This window comes from Herbaspirillum sp. NPDC101397 (assembly GCF_044767325.1).
GTDB lineage: Bacteria > Pseudomonadota > Gammaproteobacteria > Burkholderiales > Burkholderiaceae_D > Herbaspirillum.
Map to the genome: position 1 here is coordinate 414,715 of NZ_JBIWNS010000003.1, position 15,495 is coordinate 430,209.

Consider the following 15,495-nt stretch of genomic DNA (forward strand, 5'->3'; position numbering starts at 1 on the left):
GAATATCGCGAATTGACGAAGGGGGTTCTAGTTATAATCGACCGAGGATTTTACCATATCGCCCGACCTCCAAGCCCATCACCGGCCTTCTCTCTTATTGATTTTCTATCATGATCAAGCCACTTTTCATCGCCAAAAATCAGACTCAGGAACTGGCCCTGCTGCCCAATCTGGTCAACCGCCACGGTTGCATCACCGGCGCCACCGGCACCGGCAAGACCGTGACCCTGCAAGTGGTGGCGCAGGCGCTCTCGGACATTGGCGTGCCGGTGTTTATGGCCGACGTCAAGGGCGACCTGTCCGGGCTGTCCAAAGCCGGCGTGCTGTCGGCCAAGGGCAAGGAGCGCCTGAGCTCGCTCGGCATGGATGAGCCGGTCTGGGAAGCCTTGCCGGTCACCTTCTGGGACGTCTTCGGCGAAAAGGGCCATCCGGTGCGTGCGACCATTTCCGACATGGGGCCGCTGATGATTGCGCGCATGCTCAATCTGAACGACACCCAGGAAGGCGTACTGCAACTGGTCTTCAAGATCGCCGACGACAACGGCCTGTTGCTGCTCGACACCAAGGACCTGCGCGCCATGCTGCAGCACGTCGGCGACAACGCCGCCACCTTCAAGACCGAATACGGCAACATCTCCGCCGCCAGCATCGGCGCCATCCAGCGCGGCCTGATCGGCATCGAGGAGCAGGGCGGCGACAAGTTCTTCGGCGAGCCCATGCTCAACATCGAAGACTGGATGCAGACCGACGCCAAGGGCAAAGGGGTGATCAACATTCTCGCCGCCGACAAGCTGCTCAACGCGCCGCGGCTGTATTCGACTTTCCTGCTGTGGATGCTGTCCGAGCTGTTCGAGCACCTGCCCGAAGTCGGCGACCTCGACAAGCCCAAGCTGGTGTTCTTCTTCGACGAGGCGCACCTGTTGTTCGACGAAGCGCCCAAGCCGCTGCTGCAAAAGATCGAGCAGGTGGTGCGCCTGATTCGCTCCAAGGGCGTCGGCGTGTTCTTCGTCACGCAAAATCCGCTGGATATTCCCGACACCGTGCTGGGCCAGCTCGGCAACCGCGTGCAGCATGCCTTGCGCGCCTACACGCCGCGCGACCAGAAGGCCGTCCAGGCCGCCGCCGAGACCTTCCGCGCCAATCCGCAATTGAATACCGCGACCGCCATCACCGAACTGGGCGTGGGCGAAGCGCTGGTGTCCTTCCTCGACGAAAAGGGTCGTCCCAACATCGTCGAGCGCGCTTACATTTTGATGCCGGGTTCGCAGATCGGCCCGATCGCCGACGACGAGCGCAAGGCCTTCATTGCCTCGTCCGTGGTGGCCGGCGTCTACGAAAAAGCCGTCGACCGCGAATCGGCCTACGAAAAACTCAAGGGCCGCGCCGCGCAGCAACCGGGCAATGCGCCGGCCGGTGCGCCTTCTACAGTCCCGACCGAGCCGGAATCATCGGGCGGCGGAGGCGGCCTTGGCGACCTGCTCAAGGACGCCGCCGGCGGCTTCTTCGGCAACAGCGCCGGAGGCAAGAGCCGTCGCGAGTCGCCCGTCGAAGCGATGGTCAAGTCCGCGGCGCGCAGCATCGGCTCGCAGGTCGGTCGTGAAATCATTCGCGGCGTGCTCGGGTCGCTGCTCAAGAAGCGCTGACCGATGGCGGTTCCGCAGGCGCAGTCCTCAGCCGGCAATCCCGATGAGCGCGAAGTGCTCGGGCGTTTTCGTCCGCGCCTGACGCTGCAGACCTTCACGCGCGGCGACGGCGTGCTCGGGCTGCGTCCGGGCGGCCTGTTCGGACCGCGCGGCGGCAACGTCACGGTGGCGCAGGTCGACTGGACCTACCAGGCCGGCGTCGGCCTGTACTGGGAAACCGAAGCTCCGGCCAGCCTGATGGACCAGAGCGCCGCCGCCACCCAACTCCTCTTTACTCCGCAAGGCAGGCAAGTCGTCATGCGGCGCAACCTGCACGCCGAAGCCGATGCGCTCGAAGCGATCCAGGCCGCGGGTCTGCTGCCGCTGCCGGCGGACGCCTTGCAATGGCGCGCGGAGGACATGGCGACGCAGCATGCGCAGTTGTGGTCGCTGCTGCTGGAAAACAATTTCGGCGATTTCTGGGCCGACCGCGTGCCGGAGTTGCAGCAGCAAGGCTGGAGCATCGTGGTGCGTCCCGGCTTCGCCCATGAAAGCGTGCCGGTCGAGGCCTGGCGCGTCATCGTCAGTCCCGAATCGGGCGCGATGGTCGGCAAGGAAGTCGCGAGCACGCTGCATCAGGGCCGCACCAAAATCATCGGCGACTTCGGCGGGTTTGCTGACCTTGGTCGCGCCGCCTGGTGGCTGCTGACCATGGGCGTGGAGATCGAAGGCCAGTTCTTCGATCTCACGCCGATGCTGGCCGACCTGCTGCGCCGCGACGCACGCTGGACCGACGTCCAGAAGATCGCCGCCATCGACGATATCTCCCTGATCTCATTGCGCGCGCCGGGCGGCAAGCGTGTCGATGCAATGGCAGCGCCGCTCAAGGTGATCGTGTCCGCGATGCTCGACCTGCTGACCGACGTACGCCGCAAGGACGGGGCGCTGCGCATTTCAGCGTGGGACGCCGGCCGCCTTGACGACATGTGCCGCCGCCTCGGCGAAGACGGCGCCGCGTACAGCAGCGCCTTCCATCTGCATAGCGACGCCGGCCTGCGCGAACTGGCGTTGCGCCTGCGCGCTGCCGGCGAGCCGCCGCCGGTAGCTGCGCCTGCCGGCATGGGAGTGACCTTGCGGCCGTATCAGCTCCACGGCGTCGCCTGGCTGCAATATCTGCGAGAGCATCATCTGGCCGGTATCCTCGCAGACGACATGGGCCTGGGCAAGACCGCGCAGATGCTGGCGCACATCCTGATCGAAAAGCAATCCGGCCGGCTTGATTGCCCGGCGCTGGTGGTGTTGCCGACCTCGCTGGTGTTCAACTGGCAGGCCGAAGCCAGGCGCATGGCGCCGGACCTGCGTGTGCTGGCCCTGCAAGGGCCGCAGCGCGAGGACGACTTTGCGCGCATGGCCGGATTCGACATCGTGCTGACCACTTATCCACTGGTGTGGCGCGACCTCGACGCGCTGGCGCGCCAGCAGTTCCACCTGCTTATCCTCGACGAGGCGCAGACCGTCAAGAACGCCGCCGCCCGCAGCGCCAGCGCAGTACGACGCCTGTGTGCACGCCATCGCGTCTGCATGACCGGCACGCCGTTGGAAAACCATCTCGGTGAGTTGTGGGCGCAATTCAATTTCCTGATGCCGGGCTTCCTCGGCGAGGCATCCACCTTCGCGCGGCTGTGGCGCAAGCCGATCGAGGAAAACGGCGAAACCCTGCGTGCGCAATTGCTGGCGCAGCGCGTGCGGCCGTTCATCCTGCGCCGCCGCAAGGAAAACGTCGCCGCCGAGCTGCCGCCCAAGACCGTGGCGATCAAGCTGCTGCAATTGCAGGGTCGCCAGCGCGATCTCTACGAAAGCGTGCGCGCCGCCGCCGACAAACAGGTGCGTCGCGCGCTGGAGCGGCGCGGCTTCACCGGCTCGCACGTGACCATCATGGATGCGCTGCTCAAGCTGCGCCAGGTGTGCTGCGACCCGTTCCTGCTCAAGGGTGGCAAGACGCCGAAAACCATCGAGCGCGCCAAGATCGAGATGCTGCGCGACATGCTGCCGTCGCTGGCGGCGGAGGGCCGGCGTGTGCTGGTGTTTTCGCAGTTCACCGAAATGCTGGAACTGATCGAGACCGAACTCGATGCGCTGGAATTGCCCTGGCTGTCGCTGACCGGCAAGACGCCGTCGGCGGCGCGCGGCGAGGTGGTGGCGCAATTCCAGCGCAAGGACGTGCCCATCATGCTGGTCAGTCTCAAGGCCGGCGGCATCGGCCTCAATCTGACCGCCGCCGACACCGTCATCCTGGTGGACCCATGGTGGAATCCCGCCGTCGAAGAACAAGCCATCGCCCGCGCCCACCGCATTGGCCAGGACCAGGCGGTGCTGGTCTACAAGCTCATCATCGAAGGCAGCATCGAAGAACGCATTCTGGAATTGCAGGAGCGCAAGTCGGTGCTGGCCGAGGGCGTACTCGGGACTGACGGCGCGGTGACGCCCAAGTTCGGCCAGGCGGAGCTTGATGCGCTGATTGCGCCGCTGCAGGTCGCGCGGCCGGGCTGATCCGGAAATGACCAGGCCGCCACCGGGCAGAGCAGGCCCGTAGCGTTTACAATCACGGGATGTCTTCCACCACGCTTTCCCCCTCCATTTCCCCGCGCCGTGCCTATCTGGCCGGTCTGCTGCTCGCCGTCGTCGGCGCCATTTTCTTTTCCGCCAAGGCCATCGTCGCCAAGCTGATGTACCGCTACCACGTCGATGCGGTGATGGTGATCAGCCTGCGCATGATGTTTTCGCTGCCGATGTTTGCGGTGCTGGCGTTCTGGCAGGCGCGCAACTCGCCGCCGCTGGCCGCGCGCGATTACGCCAAAATTGTCTTCCTTGGCTTGATAGGCTACTACCTGTCGAGCTTCCTCGATTTCCTCGGGCTGCAATACATCTCGGCCGGGCTGGAGCGGCTGATCCTGTTCCTGACGCCGTCCTTCGTGCTGCTGATTTCCTTCACCTTCTACAAGCGCAAGGTCGGCCTGATCGAGTGGGGCGCGCTGCTGGTGTCTTACCTCGGCACCGCGCTGGTGCTGCAGCACGACATCAACACCGGCGGCAACAACGTCGTGCTGGGCAGCGTGCTGGTGCTGGGCGCGGCGATCAGCTATGCGCTGTACCTGATCTTTTCCGGCGAGCTGGTGCGCCGCGTCGGCGCCATGCGTCTGGTGGCCTACGCCATGTGCGTGTCGTCGGTGGCCTGCATCATCCAGTTCTTCATCCTGCGCCCAGCCTCCGCGCTGGTGCAGCCGGTCGAGGTGTACCAGCTGTCGCTGATCAACGCGGTGTTCTGCACGGTGCTGCCGGTGTGCCTGACGATGGTCGCGGTGTCGCGCATCGGCGCGCCGAGCGCGGCGCAGGCCGGGCTGGTGGGGCCGGTGTCGACGCTGTTCCTCGGCGCCATGCTGCTGGACGAACCGATCACGGCGATTCAGTTGACCGGCACCGCGCTGGTGCTGTCGGGGATTTATTTGCTCTCGCGTAAAAAGACTTAACACCCAGTTTTTCAATGCCATCCAGGAGACCGAAATGACAAAAGCAATCAGAATGTTCAAGACCGGCGGACCCGAAGTCATGGAATACGTCGACGTCGAAGTCGGTGATCCCGGCCCCGGCGAAGTCCGCATCCGCCATGCCGCCGTCGGCTTGAATTTCATTGACGTCTATTTCCGCATCGGCCTGTACCCGCAACCGCTGCCGAGCGGCCTCGGCCAGGAAGGTGCAGGCACCATCGAGGCGGTCGGCGCCGGTGTAGTCGATTTCAAGGTCGGCGATCGCGTGGCCTATGCCGGCCGCCCCAACGGCGCCTATGCCGAAGCGCGCGTGATGCCCGCCGACATCCTGGTCAAGCTGCCCGACTCGATCAGCTTCGACACCGCCGCAGCAATGATGCTGCAAGGCATGACCGTGCAATACCTGCTGCGCCAGACCTATCCGCTGAAGGGCGGCGAGACCATCCTGCTGCACGCCGCCGCCGGCGGCATCGGCCTGATCGCCTGCCAATGGGCCAGGGCGCTGGGCGTGACCGTGATCGGTACCGTCAGCACCGACGAGAAAGCCGCGCTGGCCAGCGCTGCCGGCTGCACCCACGTCATCAATTACAAGACCGAGAATTTCGTCGAGCGCGTCAAGGAGCTCACCGGCGGCAAAGGCGTGCCGGTGGTGTACGACTCGATCGGCAAGGACACCTTCCTCGGTTCGCTCGACTGCCTGTCGCCGCGCGGCATGATGGTCAGCTTCGGCAGCGCTTCCGGTCCGGTGTCGCCGTTCGGCGTGAGCGAGCTGGCTTCGCGCGGTTCGCTGTTCCTGACGCGGCCGTCGCTGGGCAATTATGTCGCCACGCGCGAGGCGCTCAACGCCACCGCCAACGACTTGTTCGCCATGGTCGAAGCCAAGAAGGTCAACATCGACATCAACCAGCGTTATGCGCTGAAGGACGTCGGCCAGGCGCACGCCGATCTGGAAGGTCGCAAGACCACCGGCTCCACCATCCTGATTCCTTGAGGACCGGTCGTGACTACCTCCGATCCCGGCAAGAGTCCGATGAACCATCCCGATGAGCAGCCCTCCGGCACCGACGGCTCGCCCAAGTTCGGGCGGCTGCTGGTGGTGCTGATCCTGGCGGTGCTGCTGATCGTGGCGATCACCTTCGGCAGCGAAGCGCTGTATTCCTGATCAGGAAGGTAGAAAGACAGAAATACAGAAATACAGAAATACAGGAAGAGGGCATAAAAAATCCCGGTCTTGCTCAGGTGGCAAGACCGGGATTTTCATTTTCGCCGCTGCTTATTGGGCGGGTGCGGCGGGTTTGACGGTGGTGGAGGTGGTTGCTGTCGGCGCGGCAGGTGCACGCTTGTCCAGTTTCAGCACCACATGGCGAGAGACGCCGCTGGGTCCCGGGAATTCCGAAAACGCGCTGTGCACCATGTACGGCATGGCCATCGGCAGCGTCGCTTCGCGGCCTTCGCTGTCGACCGTGACTTCATACAGCTTGCGGTCGCTGTCGGCGCGCGTGATGGCCAGGTACAGACGGCGTTGGAACACCGGGAAGGCTGTGGTCTGCATCGGCGGCCCCCAGAACGGATCGTAGAACGGTCCCGGACCCCATGGGCCGAACGGGCGTCCGCGCCATCCCGGATAGCCGGGGCCGTACCAGAACGGATCGTAGGCCGGCTGGGTCACCACCACGGTGCCGGCCTGCATGCCGTAGCTGAACGCCACCTTGAGCGTCGCCTTGCTGCCGGGCGCGTCGGTGAAGCCCAGGCGCTGCAGCTCGGCGCGCACCAGTTGTTCGTAATTGCGGTATTCGAGGCTGCCTTCCTGATCTTTGGTGGGCGTGAAGACATAGGACTTGTCCGGCAGGTCGTTGGGCCAGGCGTGGAAGGCGGTGACGTCGCTGGTGATGGTGCTGGCGCAGCCTGCGAGCAGGATGCTGCTTGCAGTGAAGATGATGCCGAGCAAGCGTTTCATGGTGGTTCTCCGGTAATGACGAGGCAGGTGGGGCGAAGGCTTCGGTGAACTGTTGGGCCACTAATCTGTCCCTTTTCTGCCTATCCAATCGGTTGATTGGTAAAATCGTGTTTTGTTCCTAAATGCATTCTATTGCACCTTTCCCGGGATCTCCTCCATGCGCACCGATACGCCTCCGACGATTTACCGCAAAGATTACGCCGCACCGACCTATTTTGTCGACACCGTCGAAATGGGTTTCGACCTCGAGCCTGAACTGACCCGCGTCGCCACCCGCATCGTGATGCAGCGCAACCCGGCCGCCACCGGCAAGGATATCGAACTCTACGGCGAAGAACTCGAACTGGTGCACCTGCGCCTGAACGGCAAGACCCTGACTGCGCGCGACTACCGCATCCAGGGCGGCATCCTGCGCATCGCCGGCGCGCCCGCCAAGGTCACGCTGGAAATCGAAACCACCACGCAGCCGCAGCGCAATACCTCGCTCATGGGCCTGTATGTGTCCAACGGCAATTTCTTCACGCAATGCGAAGCCGAAGGCTTCCGCAAGATCACCTATTTCCCCGATCGTCCCGACGTCATGGGCAAGTACACCGTGATGCTGCGCGCCGACAAGAAGCAATATCCGGTGCTGCTGTCGAACGGCAATCTGGTCGAAGAGGGCGAGCTGCCCGGCGGCCGTCATTACGCCAAGTGGGAAGACCCGTTCAAGAAGCCGTCCTACCTGTTCGCGCTGGTGGCCGGCAAGCTGGTCTGCCAGGAAGAAAAGTACCGGCTGCAATCGGGTCGCGAAGTGTTGCTGCAGGTGTGGGTGGAAGAGGGCAACCTCGACAAGACCCAGCACGCCATGGATTCGCTCAAGAACAGCATCCGCTGGGATGAAGAGCGCTTCGGCCTGGAGCTCGACCTGGACCGCTTCATGATCGTCGCCGTCGGCGACTTCAACATGGGCGCGATGGAGAACAAGGGCCTCAACATCTTCAACACCAAGTTCGTGCTGGCCAATCCGCGCATCGCCACCGATGTCGACTATGCCAACATCGAAGCCGTGGTCGGCCATGAATATTTCCACAACTGGACCGGCAACCGCGTCACCTGCCGCGACTGGTTCCAGCTGTCGCTGAAGGAAGGCCTGACCGTCTTCCGCGACCAAGAGTTCTCCGCCGACATGATCGGCAGCGACAGCGGCCGCGCTGTCAAGCGCATCGACGACGTGCGCGTGCTGCGCCAGGCGCAGTTCCCGGAAGACGCCGGCCCGATGGCGCATCCGGTGCGTCCCGACTCCTTTGTCGAGATCAACAATTTCTACACCGTCACCGTCTACGAAAAAGGCGCCGAAGTCGTGCGCATGTACCAGACGCTGCTCGGCCGCGACGGCTTCCGCAAGGGCATGGACCTGTACTTCCAGCGCCACGACGGCCAGGCCGTGACTTGCGACGATTTCCGCGCCGCCATGGCGGACGCCAACAAGCGCGACCTGAAGCAGTTCGAACGCTGGTACAGCCAGTCCGGCACGCCGCGCGTGGCCGCTTCGGTACGCTATGACGCCAAGGCCAAGACGCTGGAACTGACGCTGGAGCAATCCTGCCCGTCGACGCCGGGGCAAAAGAAAAAGCTGCCGTTCCACATCCCCGTCGCCGTCGGCCTGCTCGACCGCAAGGGACGCGACCTGGCGTTGACGCTGGCCGGCGACAAAGCCGCGAAGTCGGCCAGCGCACCAACCACCACACGCGTGCTGGAACTGACGCAGGCAAAACAAACCTTCACCTTCACCAACGTCGCCGAAAAACCGGTGCCGTCGATCCTGCGCGGCTTCTCCGCGCCGGTGGTGCTGGAATACAACTACAGCGACGCCGAGCTGGCCTTCCTGATGGCGCACGACAGCGATCCGTTCAACCGCTGGGAAGCCGGCCAGCGTCTCGCCACGCGCCGTCTGCTCAGCCTGACTATCGCGGTGCAGGCCGCACGCCAGTCGGGTCACGTGGTCTCGGTCGACTCCGTGCTGAACAGCCTGCAGCATGACAGCGCGCTGACGGATGCTTTGCGAGCCACCCTCAACGACGCCACGCTCGACCCGGCGTTCCGCGAACTGGTGTTGACGCTGCCGTCGGAAACCATGATCGCCGAGCAGATGGAAGTCATCGACCCGCAAGCCATCCACGCCGCGCGCCAGTTCCTGCGCCGCACGCTGGCCAGGGAGTTGAGCGCCGACCTGCTCAAGGCGTATCGTGACAATCACGACACCGGCGCCTACAGCCCTGACGCCGCCGCTTCCGGCAAGCGCGCGCTCAAGAACGTGGTGCTGTCCTACCTGGCCGAGCTCGACGACGAACAGGCCCACACGCTGGCGCAGCAGCAATGCGACAACGCCAACAACATGACCGACCGCCTCGCTGCGCTCGCCGCCCTGACCAACAGCGGCGCCGACGGCAAGGGCAAGGCCTTGGAAGATTTCTACAGCGAGTTTGAACAGGAAGCGCTGGTCATCGACAAGTGGTTCACGCTGCAGGCGACTGCACGCACCGCCGATGTCGAGACCGTGCGCACGCTGGCGCAGCATCCGGCCTTCTCGCTGAAGAACCCGAACCGCGCGCGCAGCCTGATTTTCAGCTTCTGCAACGGCAATCCTTCGGCCTTCCATGCGCTCGACGGCAGCGGTTACACGTTCTGGGCCGAGCAAGTCATCGCGCTCAACGCCAGCAATCCGCAAGTCGCCGCACGCCTGGCGCGCAGCCTGGACCGCTGGCGCAAATATTCGCCGGCGCTGCAGGAAAGAATGCGCAACGCCTTGCGCCAGGTCGCTGACACGCCCAAACTGTCGCGCGATGTCGCCGAGGTGATCACCAAGTCGCTGGCGAACTGATGCCGGCAGCAATGATTTTGAATTGATTTTTAGAGAGAGCATCATGACCAAACGCATCAGCCTTACCCAGCATCTGATCGAGCAGCAGCGCCTGCACAACAAGATCCCGTCCGAACTGCGCCTGCTGATCGAAGTCGTCGGCCGCGCCTGCAAGAGCATCAGCCACGCCGTCGGCAAGGGCGCGCTCGGTGAAGTACTGGGCAGCGCCGGCAGCGAAAACGTGCAAGGCGAAGTGCAGAAGAAGCTGGACGTGATCTCCAATGAAATCCTGCTTGAAGCCAATGAATGGGGCGGCCACCTGGCCGGCATGGCGTCGGAAGAAATGGAAACCATCCATCCGATTCCCAACCGCTATCCCAAAGGCGAATACCTGCTGATGTTCGATCCGCTGGACGGCTCCAGCAACATCGACGTCAACGTTTCCATCGGCACCATCTTCTCGGTGCTGAAGGCGCCCGACGGCATGACCACGCCGTCGGAAAAAGACTTCCTGCAACCGGGCACCAAGCAAGTCGCCGCCGGCTACGCCGTCTACGGCCCGCAAACCGTGCTGGTGCTGACCACCGGCGATGGCGTGCACTGCTTCACGCTGGACCGCGAAATGGGCGCCTGGGTGTTGACCCAGCGCGACATGCAGATTCCCGCCGACACCAAGGAATTCGCCATCAACGCCTCCAACGCGCGTCACTGGTATCCGCCGGTCAAGCGCTACGTCGACGAAATGCTGGCCGGCTCCACTGGTCCGCGCGGCAAGGACTTCAACATGCGCTGGATCGCCTCCATGGTCGCCGACGTGCATCGTATCCTCAACCGCGGCGGCGTCTTCATGTACCCGGCCGATGCGCGTGAACCGGACAAGCCAGGCAAGCTGCGCCTGATGTACGAAGCCAACCCGATGGCCTTCATCGTCGAGCAGGCCGGCGGCGCCGCCACCAACGGCGACCAGCGCATTCTCGACATCCAGCCGGAGAAGCTGCACCAACGCGTCGCGGTGTTCCTGGGTTCGAAGAACGAAGTCGAGCGCGTCACCGGTTATCACAAGGAATAACAAAGAGTAAGCAAGGAATAAGTTTTCCTTGTCGGATCGTCGGACCAGCAAAAAGGGACTTGCAATGCAAGTCCCTTTTTTATTGCACTGACGTTGGTGAAATCTAAGCGGCTTTCTTCAACGCCGCCAGCAAGGTCTTGTTGAACGCCGGGATGTCGTCCGGCTTGCGCGAGGTAATGAAGTTGTCGTCCTGCACCACTTCACGGTCGACCCACTTGCCGCCGGCGTTCTCGAAGTCATCCTGCAAACTCGGCCAGCTGGTCACCGTGCGATCCTTGGCAAGACCGGCCGAGATCAGCAGCCAGCCGCCGTGGCAGATTGCTGCGATGGGTTTGTGCGCGGCGTCGGCCTGCTGCACGAACTTGACCGCTTCCGGCACCAGCCGCATGGCGTCGCCGTTGACCACGCCGCCCGGCAGCAGCACGGCGGCGTAATCTTCCTGATGCGCCTGGTCGAAGGTCTTGTCGACCTTGACCTGTTCGCCCTTGTCGACGTGCTTGAAGCCTTGCAATGAACCGGCCTTGGCGGAGATCACGTCGACTTTGACGCCGGCGGCTTCGAGCGCCTTCTTCGGTTCCAGCAGCTCGGCTTGTTCAAAGCCGTCGGTGGCGAGGATGGCAACACGCTGCTGTGAGGATGTCGTAGATGTAGATGGATTGGCCATGATGATTTCTCCATGTGGGGTTCGTCGTCCCGGCAGCAAATAAATATGGCTGCCGGCAGAACGACCATGCTGCACCCATACGACAACGCCGCCTATCAGCGTAGCGCTGAAGGCGGCGTCGGAATAGCGACGACGAGGATGACGGCGTCAGCGCCGCTGCATCAGCCGCACGCTGTGGATCGCGGTGAAGCCCACCGACATCCAAATCGGGATATACGTCCACAGCTGCGCCGCGCTCAGCGTTTCATCGAGCAGGATGATCGCCACCACCACCAGCAACACCGGTTCGACGTAGCCGAGGATGCCGAACAGGCCCATCGGCAACAGGCGGCTGGCGCGCAGATAGCAATCCAGCGCCACCGTGCTGAGCAGGCCGAGGCCCGGCAACAGCAGCAGGTACATGTCCGGACGCTGCCACACACCGGCAAGGTTGGGGCTGATCGCCAGCGTGTACAGCGCCACCGGCGTGAGCAGGGCAATCTCCATGATGAAGATCACCAGCGAATCCAGCTTGAGGCGGCGCCGCATCATGAAATACGGCGGATACCCCAGCGCCACCAGCAGCGTCGGCCACGAAAACGCGCGCGTCATCCACAGCTCGTGCAGCACGCCGATGACTGCGCACACCACGGCAATGTGCTGCCACACGTCGAGCCGCTCGTGATAATAGAAGCGACCGATCAGCACCATCGCCAGCGGCAGCAGGAAGTACCCGAGCGACACCTCCAGCGCGCGCCCATTCACCGGCGCCCACAGGAACAGCCACAGTTGCACGCCCAGCATCGCCGTCATCGCCACGAACAGCAGCGCCTGCACCGGGCTGCGCAGCAATGCAAGAACGGCATTGCCCAGTTGTGCGCCATGTTTGCGCCAGACGATCAGCAACAGCGCCGGCGGCAAGGTCCACAAGATACGCCAGGCAAAAATGTCGAGCCCGTCCAGCGGCGTCAGCCAGTTGGTGTAAGCGGAAAGAAGGGCGAACAGCAGCGACGCCGTCACCGACAAAGCGATGCCGCGCGCCGTTTCGGAATGATTCATGGGGGAAGAGTGGTAATCGAACAAGGCACCAACATGGTGCGATGGCGATTGTAACGTTGACGCGAAGATGCTGCTTGGACTCATGTGAAGAAAGCATGAAGTCTCGCTGCTTTGGGACAAACGAGCGGTCTTTCCGGCCGATTTTGGAACAGCCGATGTTTGCTAAAATATTGCTTGGGCTGATGTAGCTCAGTTGGTAGAGCAACTGATTCGTAATCAGTAGGTCGGAGGTTCGATTCCTCTCATCAGCACCAGTCCCCCCAGTGGCCGTGACCGGAATTCACGACATCGCAGGCACCTCGTCGGCATTTCCAGCTCCCGCATTTTTCCGCGATTTCGAATATTGCCCCGGCGGCATGCCCGTATGACGGGTGAAGGCGACCGTAAACGTGCTGGATGAACTGTAGCCGACCAGCGCCGCCACCTCGGTGATCGCTTTTTTCTGCTCAAGAAATCTTTTTGCCAACGCCATCCGCCACGACAGCAGATAGTCCATCGGTGTGACGCCCAGGGCCGCGCTGAATCGCTGGAAAAAAGAGGAGCGCGACAGCGCCGATTCTTTCGCCAGAAGCGCGACGGTCCAAGGCTCCTCGGGACTTTCGTGGATGCGCCGGATCGCGTTCGCCAGGCGGATATCGGCCAGACCGCGCAACAGGCCGGGTGACGTCACCGCGTTGTTGGAAGAGCGCAATGCCTCAATCAGCAAAACTTCCAGCAGGCGTTCGATCACCACTTCCCGCGCCGGGCGCTGTGAACGCGCTTCGTCGATGGCTAACTGCACCAGCGCCGTCAGGCGGGCATCGCCGCGAATGAGGATCACCTTCGGCAGCAGCGTCAACAGCAACGCGGCGTCCGGCGACGTCAGCTGACAGAAGCCCACCAGCGATCGCACATCGGCCTCGGCCGATACCGCGCCGTTGCGATGTTCGCCGTTTTCCAGCACCACCGGTTCGGATTGCCATTCGCTCTCAAGAGGGGCTTCGAAGCTGCTCGCCGAAAATGTCGACATCGACGGAATCAGCAGGAAATCGCCCGCTTCGGCAACCAGCTCCGACTCATCGACCGTATAGCGGATCTTTCCTTCCAACACCACGCAGCAGCACAACGGCGCTTCTTCAAGTTTGCCGCGCACTCCCCAACGTCCTGCCCCGGTCACGATTTTGGTATAGGACATCTTGGGCTGGAGTAGGGTGACAACGGACGTCAGGGGATCCACCATGCTGGACTCTCGCAAACAAATCTAGGACTTTGGATTGTAGATGGTTTTGTTCATGCCAGTTATTGTCATGCTTCCCCTGACAATGAAAGGATGCACATGAAAACCGTTTTGATCACTGGCTGCTCTTCCGGCTTCGGTCTGGAAATCGCCAAACATTTCCTGGACCGCAACTGGAAAGTTATCGCCACCATGCGCACACCGAACGACGATGTACTGCCGAAGTCTGAACATCTGCGCGTCCTGAAGCTGGACGTCACTGATGCCGAAAGCATCCGTCGTCTGGTCGAAGAAGCCGGGGCCATCGACGTTCTGGTGAACAATGCCGGCGTCGGCATGCTGGGGCCGTTCGAAAGCACCTCGATGGATGCGGTACGCGAAGTATTTGAAACGAATACCTTCGGTACGATGGCGGTGACGCAGGCATTTTTGCCGCAGTTCCGGGCAAGCAGGTCGGGTGTTGTCGTCAATGTGGCTTCGTCCGTGACGCTGAAGGCCTTGCCGCTGCTGCCTGTCTACACCGCCAGCAAGGCAGCGGTTGTCGCCTTCACCAAATCCCTGGCGCTGGAACTGAACGAGTTCAACATACGCGTCGGCGTGGTGCTGCCAGGCATGGCGCCGGAAACAGCCTTTGCCAGCAACGCCCATGCGCGCGTGGCGCAAGTGTTCCCCGAGGATTACGCCGCGACGATGAATGCGGTGCTGTCGGGATTCCAGAATTATTCTGGTCCGGTGACGCATTCGGTGGATGTTGCGGAAGCAGTCTGGCAGGTCGTGCAAGACGGTCAGAGCGGATTCCGCGTTCCGGCCGGTGCGGATGCGGTTGAATGGTTTAACGAAGTTGGTTAGCACCATGTGAGGGACGTTGAATGGGCGGGAAAAGGGAATAGGGCGGATATTTCAGGCGAATTCGTCGGCACTATTTCTGAGAAGCCGGATCGAAAACACACGGGACAGCCAGCCGGCAGCTTGGCAAAATATCATCGGCAAGATCGCCCCGAGTTATCTATCCGCCCCCATTCAGGAGACTCCACCATGACCAGTAAAACCACACTCTGCCTCTGGTACGACGGCGCCGCGCTGGAGGCCGCGCAGTTCTACGCCGCAACCTTCCCCGACAGCGCGGTCGGCGCGGTCCATCGTGCGCCCGGCGACTATCCTTCCGGCAAACAGGGCGACGTTCTGACGGTCGAGTTCACGGTATTGGGCATTCCCTGTCTCGGCCTGAACGGCGGTGCGGCGTTCCGGCATAGCGAGGCTTTTTCTTTCCTGGTCGCCACCGACGACCAGGAAGAAACTGACCGCCTATGGAATGCGATCGTCGGCAACGGTGGCCAGGAGAGCGCCTGTGGCTGGTGCAAGGACAAGTGGGGTTTGTCGTGGCAGATCACGCCGCGCGTGCTCACGGATGCAGTCATGGGTTCTGACCCGGCTGCGGCCAAACGCGCATTCGACGCCATGATGACAATGCGGAAAATCGACGTTGCAGCGATTGAAGCCGCCGTGCGCGGTTGATTTTTTTGCGGCAGGCATCTGCATGCC

13 protein-coding genes and 1 tRNA gene are annotated in these 15,495 nt (G+C 62.6%); 10 read left to right on the forward strand and 4 right to left on the reverse strand.

What is annotated here, in order from left to right:
* Positions 1-110: 110 nt before the first annotated feature.
* The 5 genes from ACIROW_RS09795 to ACIROW_RS09815 are packed head-to-tail and all read left to right on the forward strand — an operon-like array spanning position 111 to position 6,329.
* Positions 111-1,643 (forward strand): helicase HerA-like C-terminal domain-containing protein, encoded by a 1,533-nt coding sequence (locus ACIROW_RS09795; RefSeq protein WP_402274671.1) that lies wholly within the window; start codon positions 111-113, stop codon positions 1,641-1,643.
* Between the two features lie 3 nt (positions 1,644-1,646).
* Positions 1,647-4,172: a DEAD/DEAH box helicase gene (locus tag ACIROW_RS09800; RefSeq protein ID WP_402274673.1), complete on the forward strand. Its 2,526-nt coding sequence runs from the start codon at positions 1,647-1,649 to the stop codon at positions 4,170-4,172.
* Positions 4,173-4,231: 59 nt separating this feature from the next.
* On the forward strand, positions 4,232-5,149 hold the full coding sequence (locus tag ACIROW_RS09805; protein ID WP_402274676.1) for a DMT family transporter: 918 nt from the start codon (positions 4,232-4,234) through the stop codon (positions 5,147-5,149).
* A gap of 34 nt (positions 5,150-5,183) precedes the next feature.
* Entirely contained in the window at positions 5,184-6,158 is a 975-nt protein-coding gene (locus tag ACIROW_RS09810) for a quinone oxidoreductase family protein (protein WP_402274678.1), read from the forward strand.
* A gap of 9 nt (positions 6,159-6,167) precedes the next feature.
* The gene (locus tag ACIROW_RS09815) at positions 6,168-6,329 is read left to right on the forward strand and encodes a hypothetical protein (protein WP_158559763.1); all 162 of its coding nucleotides are present in this window, start codon (positions 6,168-6,170) and stop codon (positions 6,327-6,329) included.
* Between the two features lie 111 nt (positions 6,330-6,440).
* Here ACIROW_RS09815 and ACIROW_RS09820 read toward each other — a convergent pair whose 3' ends face one another.
* On the reverse strand, positions 6,441-7,124 hold the full coding sequence (locus ACIROW_RS09820) for a DUF4136 domain-containing protein (protein WP_402274681.1): 684 nt from the start codon (positions 7,122-7,124) through the stop codon (positions 6,441-6,443).
* Positions 7,125-7,281: 157 nt separating this feature from the next.
* On the opposite strand from ACIROW_RS09820, the gene pepN reads away from it, so the two are divergent.
* Both pepN and ACIROW_RS09830 read left to right on the forward strand, forming a co-directional pair.
* Positions 7,282-9,987 (forward strand): aminopeptidase N, encoded by a 2,706-nt coding sequence (pepN, locus tag ACIROW_RS09825; protein WP_402274683.1) that lies wholly within the window; start codon positions 7,282-7,284, stop codon positions 9,985-9,987.
* A gap of 43 nt (positions 9,988-10,030) precedes the next feature.
* On the forward strand, positions 10,031-11,035 hold the full coding sequence (locus ACIROW_RS09830) for a class 1 fructose-bisphosphatase (protein ID WP_402274685.1): 1,005 nt from the start codon (positions 10,031-10,033) through the stop codon (positions 11,033-11,035).
* 103 nt (positions 11,036-11,138) lie between these two features.
* On the opposite strand, the gene ACIROW_RS09835 is transcribed toward ACIROW_RS09830, so the two are convergent.
* Both ACIROW_RS09835 and rarD read right to left on the reverse strand, forming a co-directional pair.
* Positions 11,139-11,699 carry a type 1 glutamine amidotransferase domain-containing protein gene (locus ACIROW_RS09835; RefSeq protein ID WP_402274687.1) on the reverse strand — a complete coding sequence of 187 codons (561 nt, stop codon included), beginning with the start codon at positions 11,697-11,699 and terminating at the stop codon, positions 11,139-11,141.
* A 147-nt stretch (positions 11,700-11,846) separates the two neighbouring features.
* Positions 11,847-12,737, reverse strand: coding sequence for an EamA family transporter RarD (gene rarD, locus ACIROW_RS09840; protein WP_402274689.1), 891 nt, complete (start codon positions 12,735-12,737; stop codon positions 11,847-11,849).
* A 178-nt stretch (positions 12,738-12,915) separates the two neighbouring features.
* On the opposite strand from rarD, the gene ACIROW_RS09845 reads away from it, so the two are divergent.
* A tRNA-Thr gene (locus ACIROW_RS09845) sits at positions 12,916-12,991 on the forward strand.
* A 26-nt stretch (positions 12,992-13,017) separates the two neighbouring features.
* Here ACIROW_RS09845 and ACIROW_RS09850 read toward each other — a convergent pair.
* Complete coding sequence (locus ACIROW_RS09850; RefSeq protein WP_402274691.1) at positions 13,018-13,956, reverse strand: cupin domain-containing protein; 939 nt, start codon at positions 13,954-13,956, stop codon at positions 13,018-13,020.
* A gap of 96 nt (positions 13,957-14,052) precedes the next feature.
* Here ACIROW_RS09850 and ACIROW_RS09855 point away from each other — a divergent pair, with 96 nt between their 5' ends.
* Together ACIROW_RS09855 and ACIROW_RS09860 are read left to right on the forward strand one after the other, a co-directional pair.
* Positions 14,053-14,802 carry an SDR family oxidoreductase gene (locus tag ACIROW_RS09855; RefSeq protein ID WP_402274693.1) on the forward strand — a complete coding sequence of 250 codons (750 nt, stop codon included), beginning with the start codon at positions 14,053-14,055 and terminating at the stop codon, positions 14,800-14,802.
* Between the two features lie 186 nt (positions 14,803-14,988).
* Positions 14,989-15,468, forward strand: a complete 480-nt coding sequence (locus ACIROW_RS09860) for a VOC family protein (protein WP_402274695.1) — start codon at positions 14,989-14,991, stop codon at positions 15,466-15,468.
* Positions 15,469-15,495 lie beyond the last annotated feature (27 nt).